The 12,862-nt window shown below is 51.4% G+C and carries 11 protein-coding genes; 1 reads left to right on the plus strand and 10 read right to left on the minus strand.

Annotated features, from left to right (window positions below; genetic code table 11):
• Positions 1 to 74 precede the first annotated feature (74 nt).
• The 9 genes from HGH92_RS07880 to HGH92_RS07920 form a co-directional block, all read right to left on the minus strand.
• A complete protein-coding gene (locus tag HGH92_RS07880) occupies positions 75 to 821 on the minus strand; it encodes a DeoR/GlpR family DNA-binding transcription regulator (protein ID WP_168870173.1) in 747 nt (248 codons plus the stop codon).
• Between the two features lie 236 nt (positions 822 to 1,057).
• Positions 1,058 to 3,043 (minus strand): FAD-dependent oxidoreductase, encoded by a 1,986-nt coding sequence (locus HGH92_RS07885; protein ID WP_168870174.1) that lies wholly within the window; start codon positions 3,041 to 3,043, stop codon positions 1,058 to 1,060.
• A gap of 10 nt (positions 3,044 to 3,053) precedes the next feature.
• Complete coding sequence (locus tag HGH92_RS07890) at positions 3,054 to 4,502, minus strand: RagB/SusD family nutrient uptake outer membrane protein (RefSeq protein WP_168870175.1); 1,449 nt, start codon at positions 4,500 to 4,502, stop codon at positions 3,054 to 3,056.
• Positions 4,503 to 4,525: 23 nt separating this feature from the next.
• Positions 4,526 to 7,792: a TonB-dependent receptor gene (locus HGH92_RS07895; RefSeq protein WP_168870176.1), complete on the minus strand. Its 3,267-nt coding sequence runs from the start codon at positions 7,790 to 7,792 to the stop codon at positions 4,526 to 4,528.
• A 240-nt stretch (positions 7,793 to 8,032) separates the two neighbouring features.
• Entirely contained in the window at positions 8,033 to 9,199 is a 1,167-nt protein-coding gene (locus HGH92_RS07900; protein ID WP_168870177.1) for a FecR family protein, read from the minus strand.
• Positions 9,200 to 9,271: 72 nt separating this feature from the next.
• On the minus strand, positions 9,272 to 9,868 hold the full coding sequence (locus HGH92_RS07905; protein WP_168870178.1) for an RNA polymerase sigma factor: 597 nt from the start codon (positions 9,866 to 9,868) through the stop codon (positions 9,272 to 9,274).
• Positions 9,869 to 9,923: 55 nt separating this feature from the next.
• Positions 9,924 to 10,874: a nitrilase family protein gene (locus HGH92_RS07910; RefSeq protein ID WP_168870179.1), complete on the minus strand. Its 951-nt coding sequence runs from the start codon at positions 10,872 to 10,874 to the stop codon at positions 9,924 to 9,926.
• Between the two features lie 14 nt (positions 10,875 to 10,888).
• Complete coding sequence (locus HGH92_RS07915; protein ID WP_168870180.1) at positions 10,889 to 11,476, minus strand: YdeI/OmpD-associated family protein; 588 nt, start codon at positions 11,474 to 11,476, stop codon at positions 10,889 to 10,891.
• A 21-nt stretch (positions 11,477 to 11,497) separates the two neighbouring features.
• Positions 11,498 to 11,752, minus strand: coding sequence for a hypothetical protein (locus HGH92_RS07920; protein WP_168870181.1), 255 nt, complete (start codon positions 11,750 to 11,752; stop codon positions 11,498 to 11,500).
• Between the two features lie 34 nt (positions 11,753 to 11,786).
• Between HGH92_RS07920 and HGH92_RS07925 the strand changes: the two genes are divergently transcribed.
• The gene (locus HGH92_RS07925) at positions 11,787 to 12,170 is read left to right on the plus strand and encodes an SRPBCC domain-containing protein (RefSeq protein WP_168870182.1); all 384 of its coding nucleotides are present in this window, start codon (positions 11,787 to 11,789) and stop codon (positions 12,168 to 12,170) included.
• Between the two features lie 43 nt (positions 12,171 to 12,213).
• On the opposite strand, the gene HGH92_RS07930 is transcribed toward HGH92_RS07925, so the two are convergent.
• Complete coding sequence (locus tag HGH92_RS07930) at positions 12,214 to 12,858, minus strand: SMI1/KNR4 family protein (RefSeq protein ID WP_168870183.1); 645 nt, start codon at positions 12,856 to 12,858, stop codon at positions 12,214 to 12,216.
• Positions 12,859 to 12,862 lie beyond the last annotated feature (4 nt).

Below are 12,862 nucleotides of genomic sequence, written 5' to 3' on the forward strand. Positions count from 1 at the left end.
AAACGTTGGTTGTCCTGTAAAACAGCCCGGGAGGGCTATTTGTTGATAAACGTGTTAAATAATAAAAATGATTGTTATAAAATCTTAATTCCTTTACTACTGTATGGTTGCAACTTCTTCGATTTTGGCTGCAACTCGGTAATCAATATATCGATATCTTCCACATTACATACTTTCAAATGCTCGGCAGTGTTCACCTTTTCGGAGATACACATGGCCACTACTTTTTTGGCAGTGCTGACCATCGTCTTCTTTACCTGCACCACCTCCCAGTCATTGTCGGTAAGGCCCGCCTGTACATCAATGGCGTTCACCCCGATAAAACACAGGTCCGCCCGGATATCCCTGATTTTGGCGATCGCCTCGCCGCCTACCGTTATTTTCGAGTTCTTGGATAACTTGTCACCGATGACAATCACTTCTATGTTCGGATGATTGGCATATTCAAAAGCTGCCGGTAAACTTACCGTCACGAAAGTAGCCCTCAGTTCGGGCGGTAATATCCGTGCCAGCTGCAGGATAGTGGTGCCCCCTGTGGTCAGCACAAACATACCGTCGCGTATCAGCTCCACCGCCTTCGTGGCAATAATGCGCTTCTCTTCTATGGCATATACGTCTTGTGCTACCGCCCCCTGGTGAAACGAGTTGGACAACGCGCCACCATGCACCTTCAGCATTTTCCCTTCTTTGGCCAGCTCCGCAAGGTCCCGGCGGATCGTATCCTCCGATACCCCCATCTGTTCGCTCAGATGTGACGACAATACCTTGTTATGTAGGTTGACCTGATGTAAGATATATGCCTGGCGTTCCTTTTTTAGCATCGGAAGTTTATTCTGCTTTAAATTCGGCAAAAAAACGCATTCAAACAAATATAAAAATGCAGATTCTTGCAGATTTCTGCATAAAACGCAGATCTACCGCGTAATATTTTTCAAAAAAATATTTTTTTGGGGAAATGCCCCCGATACCAACCACCCTATCAAAAAAAAGACCGCCTGGCAAAGCCAGACGGTCATCTCCCTAAAACGCAATAACAAAATAAAAAACAACCAAATGATCAACGGGCGATAAACAACAGCGCATCCGCCACCACCGGGCCATCCGCCTGCTCATTACTGATCTCCACATACGCTTTCTTCCCCTTCGGCAAACGGTAACTTCCCAGCAGCACCCATTCACCGGAAGTCTGCCCCTCCACCTTAATGGCATGGGTCTCTATCTTCACCGGATTTACCTGTTTTCCGTCAAAAACCCGCACATGGGTAACAGTAGCCTGGTTGGCCAGCTTAGGCAGATAGCTGTAAACCTGGTATTCGGCTTCCTGCTGTATTTCGGGGGTGAAACGTGCAGATTTCGGCACACTCCCATGGCTGTCATCCAGGTACAACGACGGGCCATAGGCGCCCTTCCAGTCTTTTTTCCAGTCGCCCTTCAGCGTTACATGGGCGGCATCGTCGTTGTCCACCAGTATTTCCGGCGTGCTGTTATCGGCCAGCGGATTAGCCGCCAGCATTTGCTGCACTTTCTTCACGGCCACCTGCTGCACTGGCACCTTGCTGTCGATAGCCACTGCCGCGGCGGTAGCGGCGGATTGCGCCAGTACCATAAATACCGGCTCCATCCGGATGGAACCGTAGGCGATATGAGTGGCGGATAAACATACCGGCACCAGCAGATTGGCACATTCACCGGTTTTAGGCACCAGCGCCCGGTAAGAAATAGGATACGGGCCAAAACCACCAATCTGCACATCTCCCTCGTTCTTCACCATGCCATTCACCACCAGCCGCTGACAGTTATGTGAATCCATCGTATAGGCCGCCATGCCTACGCCATCCGTCACGGTGGCACGTCCCTGGCAGTTGGCCTGCGTCATTACATATTCACCCACCATACGGCGCACCTCACGCACATACAGCTGCGGCGACCAATGCCCGTTGCTGACATATTCATCCTTAGGATATCCCCATTTCAACATCTCCCTGCGCAAATGCTCCGGCATCCGCGGATCATGGCCAATGAAATACAACAGTCCTTTGTTGTACTGCTCATGCTCCCGGATGATCTCCTTCCGTTTGGCAGCATCCGCCTCAGGATAATCGAAATTCATCCCGATCATATCCGTGGAAAACGCACCGTTGTTGTTGATGTCTGTCTTACCGTTAGGCATCAGGTCAAACTTCAGAAAACCCCACAGGTTTTTTGCCGGCGCTTTTTCCAGTACGCGCAACAGCAGCTCATAACGGGAAGGATCATATCCTTCCGGCTGCGTGATCGGAATCATATTGTCCGGACGGTCCGTCAGGCAGATACGGAAATTGTACGCCTGCACGCACTTGTCGCCTGCCCCTTGTGCGGCCAGCGGGGCAGGACTGATCCCCCATAACAATCCGCTTTCCGGTTTGCCCGGTATCTTGTAAGGATCTATCCCGTCGGGGAACTGGTGCTTTTCGCGGAGCTGCACCCCGTTGTAAGTCTCATTATACTGGCTGTTGGCCTCACGGCCAACGGTATACGAAACGCCAGCTTTGGCCATCAGGTCCCCTTCGTAAGAACAATCGATGAACATACGGGCCCTTACCACCACCGGGGAAGCGCCTTCCACAGTGATTTCACGGATATAGCCGTTTTCCTTGCGCACACTGGTGAGCCGGTGATCGGACCAGATTTCCAGCTTTGCGTTTTGTATATACCCGTCAAATGTCTGTGAAGCTACGTGCGGCTCAAAAATCCACTGCTCAAATTTTCCGTAGTGTGTGCCGATACGACGGTAAAAATCGCGGGCCAGTCCGGTGATCGCGTATTTGTTGCCGATATCCGTATAACCAAGACCGCCGGTGGTCAGTCCGCCGAGGTGTTTGCCCGGCTCTATCAGCAATACGGATTTGTGCAGCTTTTTGGCGGTATAAGCCGCCATAATACCGGCGGAAGTGCCGCCATATATACAAATGTCCACTTCCTTAGGAGCCCCGGCCTGTAAGGCAGCCGGTATGGTCAACAGGCAACAGATGGCCAGCAGCCACAATTTAATTTGTCTGATCATAGTTGTTATTTTAATACCCGGGATTTTGGTCTTTTATTGGATCAATTGCTTTATTATAGTTGTATTCTATCGTAGGAACAGGCCACAGCAAATGTTTATCGGCCATGGTAATGCCCTTCATGGCTTTGATCACCTCTTTGGCGATGCCCAGCCGCTTCAGGTCCAGCCAGTGCTTGCCTTCGCTGCAGTCTTCATAGGCGCGCTCTTTCACTACCTGGTCAACAAAAGCCTGTAAACTGCCGTAATCCGTCATTTTGAAATCGACCGAGGCGTCTGCCACCAGCGGGTTCCTGCCGTAGGCCCGGCGGTGTATCATATTCAGTTTCTCCAATGCGTCTGTAGTGGGACCGTTATTTACACGGCTGTCGCATTCTGCGTAAAATAACAACAAATCGGCATAACGGTACATCGGATAATCATTTCCCGCTGCGGTGGTGGTGGTACGGTCGCTGAATTTCTTGTTAAGAATAGTACTGGGTCCAAGGCCAAACGTTTGTACATACCAGTTATAATCATACCGCAGATCGTTCTTGTCCCAGTTCCGCACAAAAGTATTATTTACCGCATCACTGTACAAAGTATAATATCCGCCGGGAGGATAATAGCCCGCCCCCGGATAATGTGTGTACATCGGATACTGGAAACCCTGGCCGTTAGGCTGGCGGGAGAATTTCAGGTAAAAAATTTCTTCCGGCGTGGTGATGATATCCGGGCCAAACAGCTTATCAAAGTCGGCCGATACGGTCACGTTCACCAGTGAAAACTTACCGGACTGTATCACCTCCAGTGCCTTGTCACGTGCCTTCTGATAGTCGTTCAGGTTCATGTACACATCCGCCAGTACCGTCCTGGCGGCCCATTTGGATGGAGCGCCCACCAGCCGCGCGGCGTCCGGCAGGTTGGCTTCGGCAAACAAAAGGTCTTCAAGTATCAGCTGATATACCGCTTCTTTGCTGCTCCTCGGCACATTCAGGGAGTCCATATTGTTTTCCTTGCGAATGGGCACGCCCGCCCAGTTGCGCACCAGGTGAAAATATAGCAAGGCCCGCATAAAACGGGCTTCTCCCAGGAATTTACTTTTATCGGCATCTCCGATATTTTTACCGGCCGGTACCTTCTGAATTACAATATTGGCATTGCGGATGGCTTCATAAAAAGCAGCCCACATATCGGCCACGCGGGTGATGTTGGTGTTGTCCAGCCCGGCATAATCATTCAGCGGAGCGTGGCTGCCACGGCCATACATATACTCCGTGTAAATCTCCTGCTGTATCTGGTACAGCGCCCCCATGATGCCTCCTGCACGGATGGGCGTGTAAATGGCATTCAGCCCCGCCTGCACTTCGGCGGTATTATTATAGAACTGTTCCGCTGCGATGGACTGCGGTTTTTCCTCCAGCAGTTTTTCGCAGGAAGCAAACAGCAATACAGACAATATGGCGAGGATACTATATTTCATAAAAAAGTTTGAATGTTGGAAAATCAAAAACCACATCTGATACCGAACGTTACTGATTTGTTGGTAGGATAGGTAGCGTAATCAATTCCCTGGTTAACGGAACTCATGGCACCGGGCGCCAGCAGGGATCCAAACGCATTCACCTCCGGATCATACCACGAGTAACGGGTGATCGTGATCAGGTTTTGTCCGCTTACATATACCTGTGCTTTTTTAAACCATTTCACGTGCATTTTTTCCAGGGGGATGTTATAGGCCAGTTGTATATTTTTAAACCGCAGATAGGAACCGTCTTCCACAAAACGGGTAGACATATTACCGGCCAGCGTGCGGGTGATCTTGGGATATTTCGCCTGTGTGTTTTCAGGCGTCCAGTGGTCGTAAGCCACTTCCGCAGGGAGGTTCAGGCCCATCCCCAGGTCCAGCGCGGCGGCTTTGTTGAGGTTAAAAATATCATTGCCTTTGGAGCCTTGTATAAAGATGGACAATTCCAATCCTTTGTAGCTGGTCACGGAGTTGATGCCGTAAGTAAAATCAGGATTGGGATTGCCGATGTAGGTTTTATCATCTGCGCTGATTTTTCCATCTTTATTGAGATCGGCATACTGCAAATTTCCCTGTGCGGTGTAACCGGTTTCCACGTAGCCGTAAAAGATGCCAAACGGTTGCCCTTCGCGCAGCAGGTTCACGTAATCGTTCAGCGAACCGGTATACAGTGTATTTCCGAAGATATCCTGTCCATTGTACAGCTTCACGATTTTGTTGCGGTTAAAGGATATGTTGGCATTTACGTTCCAGGTGACGGCTTGTTTCATCACGTCCACGTCCACGGAGAACTCCATGCCTTTGTTTTCCATTTCCCCCACGTTTTGCAGCGTAGTGCGGTATCCCATGGAAGCGGGCAGCTGTACGGTATTCAGCAGGTTCCTGGTGCGTTTATCATAGAAATCTGCCGTAACACGCACCCTGTCATCAAAGAGAGCGGCATCTATACCAAAATCTGCCTGGTAGGTAGTTTCCCATTTAAGGTTACCAGGCAGCACCGTACCGGGGGCAAAGGCGGTGTACAGCGCATCGCCGAAGATAGTGTTACCAGGCCGTAACTGGTTCATCGTCTGATAGGGGCTTACCGCGGTGCTGCCGGTAGCGCCGTAACTGGCCCGTACTTTCAGGTCAGATACCACTTTTGACCCTTTCAGGAAAGGTTCGTCACTGGCTCTCCATGCAATGGCGGCGGAAGGAAAGTTGCTCCATTTATTGCCCGGGGAATAACGGGAAGATCCATCCCGGCGCACACTTATGGTAAAAAGATACCTGTCCAGTAAAGTATAGTTCACCCTGGCGAGGTAAGAAAGCAATACCCATTTTTCATAGCTGCTGGCCGGAATACCGGGCGTGCCGGCACTTCCGAGCGAACCGGTTTTGGTGACGTCACTGAGGAACCCGATCCCGGAGCCGTCAAGGGTGGTGCGCACATAATCCTGGTAGGTAAAACCGGCAGTCACATTGATCCCATGGATGCCCAGCTTTTTGTTGTAGTGCAACACGTTTTCATTAAGCAGGCTGGTGGACTGCGTGGTCCTCACTGTTGCGGAACCCACGGAATTGGTGGAGGGCTCAATATCGGCATAGTAGTCCGCCCTGTCGTTCAGGTTGTCTATACCGCCGGAAATGCGGAGGGACAAGTCTTTCCATGGCTTGATGGTAAGGGCGGCATTGGAAAACACGCGGTCGCCTTTCAGGCGGTCTGCTATCTCATTGATGGGCACCATCGGGTTGATGATGGCATTGGAGATAAAAGGATAGGCGGTAGTAAGGCGGCGGTAGCTGCCATCAGGCAGATAGGGCGTGAGCGTGGGTGGCGCCATCAGCATGGCGGAGATCAGGTCACTGCCGCGGTTACCAAGGCTGGAATTCTGGCTGCGTGTGTCCATGCGCGTTAGCGTGGCATTATAGGACACGCTGAATATTTTACTGATATCATGTTCTACGCTGCCGCGGACAGAGTAGCGTTTGTAGTTACTGTTGCGTACAATACCATCCTGCAGGAACATGCCGCCGGAAAGGGAAAAGCGTGTCCTGTCCGTTCCGCCGCTGACGGTGGCGCTGGTATTATAGATAGGTGCTTTGTGCATCACGAGGGACTGCCAGTCGGTGCCGGGGTTCAGCCCGAACGAATCTATCTGTGCTTTGGTGAAGTAGGCTGCCTGTCCATCGTTGGCTGCCTGTTCGTTATACAGGGTAGCATATTGTTGTGCATTCATCAGTTTCATCTTTTTTGAAACGGACTGAATGGTATATCCTGCGTTCACTTCCACGTTGGTGGCTTCTTTTTTCCTGCCTGCTTTGGTGGTGATGATCACGATGCCGTTTGCGCCGCGGGAGCCGTAGATGGCCGTAGAAGAAGCGTCTTTGAGAATTTCCATGGAAGCGATATCGGCAGGTTGCAAAAAGGTGGGGTTGCCGTTGTAGGGAAACCCGTCGATGACATATAGCGGGTCGTTGCCGCCCATGATGGAATTGATACCGCGGATACGTACGCTGATAGCGCCTCCCGGGGCGCCGTTGTTCTGCATCACGCGTACGCCCGGGGCGCGGCCGGTCAATGCCTGCATAATATTGGTATTGGGCTGTGCGGTGATGTCTGCGGATTTGATCTGTGATACGGAGCCGGTAAGATCACTTTTTTTGGCGGTGCCATAGCCGATCACTACTACTTCGTTGGCTTTGTTCACCTCCGCTTCCAGGCGTACCTGCAGCGGCTGTTTACCGGCGGCGGCAACTTCCTGCGGCGTATAGCCGATATAAGAGATAACGAGAACGGCTGTACGGGGAGCTGTCAGTTTAAAAAACCCATCGGCGTCCGTCTGGGTGCCGGTCTTGCTGCCTTTGACCACTACTGTGGCGCCTGGCAGCGGCTCCCCTGTGGCGGCGGTCACACGGCCGGTGACCGGCTGTTCTTGCGGTGGTGTCGCCGGCGGCGCGTTTTTCCCGTTCTCCGACGGTTCTATCACTATATTCCGGCCTACGATGCTCCAGGAAAGGGACTGCTGGCGGAGGCATAGCTCCAGCGCTTTTTCCAGCGGCACAGCTGTCACTTCCACGGTTACACGCCGCGTGTTATCGAGCAGGCGGTGATCGAAGAAAAAGACGTAGCCCGTTTGTTTTTCGATAGCGCGGAAAACTTTTTCGAGCGGCACATTTTTTTCGGACAGGGAAACGCTTTGGGAATATCCCTTTGCGCTGACCTGTAAACAGGCACACAGTACGATGATGGCTGATAATTTCATGGCCAGAAGCATTTTGGCGATACACCGTGGTTGATAAGCCGGTCGCCTGCAAATAGAACTAAATTGCATACTTTTGAATTGTTTGGGTAATAAAAGCCCTGTCCCGGTTTAAAACCAGGAGGCGAGAGTCGTGGAACGATTTTCATGGGTTACCCAAACGACTGCCGGGAGTGCTGGAACACTTCCGGTTTTTTTTGGGCCCCTGCTGTGTTAATTAATCTTTTTTCATAACGGTTGTTTTCATGGTATTACGATGATCTTCTTTTTTTCTATTCTGAAATGGACCTTGCTTAGCTCGAGTATTCTCAGGACTTCTTCTATGCTGCTGTTGCGGGATATTTTACCACCGAATTCCCGGTCGGGGATATTGCCTTCATAGGCAATGTCCACATCGTACCAGCGGGCTATCTGCCGCATGACGCCCGGCAGTTTTTCGTGGTTGAACTGAAAGTAGCCGTTTTTCCAGGCGATGATTTCATCAGTGTTTACATTATCGACAACGGAGAGCCGGCCTGTCTGTTCCATGCGTAGCTGCTGACCGGGCCGCAGGGCTGTCTGCGCGCCGGCGGTATGTACTTTCACGGCGCCTTCCAGCAGGGTGGTCTGCATAGAAGTTTCTTCCGTATAGGCCATCACGTTAAAGTGTGTTCCCAGCACCTGTACGTCCATATTGCGGACTTTCACGTGGAAAGGTTTTTCCGGCATTTTCGCCACTTCAAAGTAGGCTTCCCCAGTAAGCTCCACTGTGCGGTCTGTGCTGGTGAAGGCTGTTGGATAACGCAGGCTGGAAGCCGCGTTGATCCAGACGTTGGTACCGTCCGGCAGCGTCACGCGGAACTGTCCGCCGCGGGGAATGGCCAGGGTATTGTATTGTACCGCTCCGGCAGCGTGACTGCCGCTGGCCTGATAGGCCAGCTGGCCATTATTGACCTGCACTACCTGCACATTGCCTTGTTGCGCCAGGGCGCCGTTTCCGGCGCTGTCGAGCGTGATAGTGCTGCCGTCTGCGAGCGTAAGCATGGCTTTATTGCTTCCCGGTGTCACCTCGTGCACTGCTGCCGCAGGATGGCCTGCCAGCTGCGGTTGTGGCCCGCGCGACCGCCACAGGGCGGCCGATGCTACGAGGACGGCCAGTATCACGGCTGCCGCAGCGGGGTATATCCAGCGGCGGCGCACAGGTACAACCGGCGTATCTGCCGGGCGGATGGAGTCATAGATTTGTTCCATCCGTTCCGTATCGGCATGACCGTGTTTGTCCTTATCCTGCAACAGGGCCAGCAGGGCTTCTTTCCAGGCCTCCTCCCCATGGCCTTCCCGCAGGGTTTCCCAGAGCTGTGCGGTTTCTTCTTCGCTCAGCTCTTCGTTAAGATATCTTGTTATCAGGGTTGATAAAGGTGTTTGTTCCATAGCCGGTATGCGACGTTGTATGGTAAAGACGCGTCAACGGAACAGAGGGAGGTGCCGCCGGAAAAATATTTTTCAGTAGTGCCGGGCGAGGGTAGCTATTATGAAGAAGAATAAACCGGGATAATGCTCCAATAGCTTACGGAGCGTGGCCAGTGCCTGTACGATATAACTTTTTATCGTGATGCGGGAGAGGCCCATCGCACGGGCGATCTCTTCGTGCCCCATGCCTTCAAAGCGGCTCATGCGAAAAGCTTTCTGTTGCTGGGGAGGCAGGCGGTGGATGGCGGCGTGAATAGCATTTTCCAGTTCCCGGAATTCTGCCCGGGCTTCTGTGCCGGAGTGAGAGGTTTCGTGTTGGTAGTTCAGCAGGTACTGCCGGTAGGCGTCCTGGGAGGCTAATTTGCGCAGCCGGCTGTAGAGCAGGTTACGGGCCATGATAAAGAAGTAGGCGTCCAGCTTCTCCACCTGTGCCAGCTGCGCACGTTTTTCCCAGAGGGTCACAAATATCTCCTGGGCAATATCTTCAGCGATATCGGGAGAACGGGAGAGCAGCAGGGCGGAAGAATACACCGCATCCCAATGACGCACGAACAGTTCGCGGTAAGCTACCGCGTCCCCGTTGGCCAAACGTTTCAGTAGTTCGGTTTCATTATGTGGAATTGAATGCATCGTTGGCAAACCCGGCTGCCTCTTATTATACCCGGAGTTTTAAAAATAATAAAACTTATTTATTGTCCAGCCATACCACCTTCTGTTCGGAAGTATGTTGCTGGCCAATAACATTGCGGTAGAGATCGGGGCGGCGGGCTTTCCGGTAGCGGTAGCCGCCGGCCTGTTGCAGCTTTTCGGGCGTCAGGGTGGCGATGGCGAAATCGTTGCCCAGTTTGCGGCATTCGGCCAGGATATCACCGAACGGGTCCAGTATCATGGAGCAGCCGTTTTTCAGCTGATCGTCGTCCATACCGATAGGGTTGGAGAAAACTACGTATACGGCGTTGTCATACGCACGGGCGGGCAACCATTTCATGAGCCAGCCGCGGCCTTTGAGGCTGTCAAATTCCAGCCGCAGGGAAGTAGGGTCGGCTTCGCGGTTCAGCCACAGGGCAGGGTCTACAAATCCGGCGCCAGGGCGGGAAGAAGGGGTACACATGGTCACGTGGGGCATAAAGATGATATCAGCCCCCAGCAACGCGGTGGCCCTTACATTTTCGATCACGTTGTTATCGTAGCAGATCAGGATACCGCATTTCCAGCCCAGCAGGTCAAACACCACATATTCATCGCCCGGCGTCAGGTGAGGATTGATAAATGGATGCAGCTTACGGTATTTGGCCACCAGTCCGTTTTTATCGACACATACGTAGGCTTTGTACAGTTTATCGGCAGCATCTTTTTCAAAGAGGCCCGCCAGAACAGCGATATTGTGTTCACGGGCAATAGCGGTAAGCCGTTGGATACTGGGACCGTCCGGAATAAATTCAGCCAGGTCCAGCATCTGCTCTTTGGAAAGATGGCGGGCAAAGGTGTAGCCGGTCACGGAGCACTCGTGAAAGGCAATGGCCTGGGCGCCCTGAGCGGCTGCCTGGGCGGCCATATCGTTTATCTGTTGGAGGTTATAGGCCTTGTCTCCACTTTTGTTCTCAAATTGGGCGGTTGCTACTTTTAACTTTTCCATTGTTTCGTATAGTCTTAATAGTTATATTTTTTCACTTTCTTTCCCTCTGCGCAGTCCCGTATCAGCTCGGCCAGCCGTTTCTCCCGGGTGGCGGCTTGTTTGCCTGTCATCACCCAGTGGGCGGTGTGCTTACGATAGGAAGCCGCCATTCTCTGATAGAAGGCCCAGGCTTTTTCGTTGGCGCGGAACTGTTGCTCATATTCCTTCGAGAGCTTCTCCGACTCTTCCAGCTCATAAGTATAAATGGCGGAACGCTTCAGTTCCCGTTTGTTGAAAGCGGCGAGGCCGGCCGGCATCATACGGCCTTCGCGGGTAAGATCCTCCACCTTCTTGATATTAATGGCGCTCCAGATGCTTTTAGCCTTGCGGGGCGTAAAGCGGATGGTGTAACTCTCCGCGTCGATGGATTTGCGGACACCGTCTATCCAGCCGTAACAGATCGCTTCGTCCACTGACTCCGACCATGACATCGATTTTTTTCCCGAACCGGTCTTGTAATATCCAACCAGCAACTCGTCTGCCTTATGATGATTTTTATCCAGCCATTTACGGAAGGCGGCCCCTGTCTCAAAAAATACAGGCTCATTTGGATTTTTTGTCATGTGGATATTTGATTATTGGATTTACGGATTTTCTGATCTACGAATTTCGGGGATTTGATAACAGCGTATCGTAAAACTTTTGTCTAAAAAGTTACCCAATAATTTTAAATAAAACTTCAAAAATTCTGCTAAAGAGAAAGAGAAAATGCGACGAATTCCCAAAATCATCAGATCAACCACCCCGTAACCAGATGGCTCAATCTTCCAACCTGCAAATCCGTAAATCAAAAAAATCCCTAAATCAGAATAGCCAAATAATAAAATGCCAAAATCCAAAAATGGTCTAGTTTTGGGCAAGCAGAAAACTGATATGAAAGATTTCAAGAAATACTTTAGCATTCCGGCAGAACCGGAAGAAGTGTATGCCGCGCTGACCAATCCGGCCACCATACAATTATGGACAGGTGAGGTAGCGGAAATGTCCACTGAACCGGGGTCTGAATTTGCCCTCTGGGAGGAAAGCATTGTGGGTAAGAACCTGGAATTTGAACCGGGGAAGAAGATTGTGCAACAATGGTATTTTGGGGAAGATGAAGAAGCGCCCTCCATTGTCACCATCATTTTGCACCAGGGCAAAAAAGGCACCGATGTGGAATTAAGGCATACCAACATTCCGGACGAAGCCTTTGAGGACATTACTACCGGCTGGCAGGAAGCCTATTTCGGTTCCCTGATAGATTTTTATAAGGAATAGTCAGATCGCCGGCCTGCCTTCGCAAAGCCGGCGATTGGTTATTTTAATCATTTGTCTGATAGGGGAAGCTGCTGTCCAGCCAGTCAAAACCGATCTCTGCTTCCAGGATGTCACGCAGCTCATCTTCCGTGATCACCCCTTTTGCATATATGCCGGCTGCAATCTCCTGCTGGCGCGGTGAAAGATAACGGCTATGTGTACGCAGGTAATTACCTGCATTAACGGCCTGGTCTCCCTCCGTGATCAGCCCCGGATATTCAGGGTCTTGTTCGGTCAACGTTTCCAGCAAACGCGCAAAAATGAAGTCCTGCAGGTTTTTAGCCATGATCACCGCTTCATTGGAATCGTGATAGACTAACACGATGGGCACATCATCACCATCTTTCAGGTTGTAATAAAAGGCATACCAGTCACCGGCGCCGGTGTAGCCCAATGGCACAAACCGGTGGGTTTTATCGGCAAACAACATACCCTCTGCTACTTCCCGGGAAATATCTTCCTGTTCAATGATTTCAAAATCGTTGGCAAACAGTAAAAAAGGCGGATTGTCCTTTACACGGGGAAACTCGGTGGCATACCATCCCGGGCCCAGTTTGCCCCAGGACAACATACCGTCCCTGTCCAGTTGTTTGTACAGCGCAGGGTATTCAAATTGATGTTCTTGTTCTATTGTTTCCAGTGTCGTCATCTTT

The sequence above is a fragment of the Chitinophaga varians genome, from assembly GCF_012641275.1.
GTDB lineage: Bacteria > Bacteroidota > Bacteroidia > Chitinophagales > Chitinophagaceae > Chitinophaga > Chitinophaga varians_A.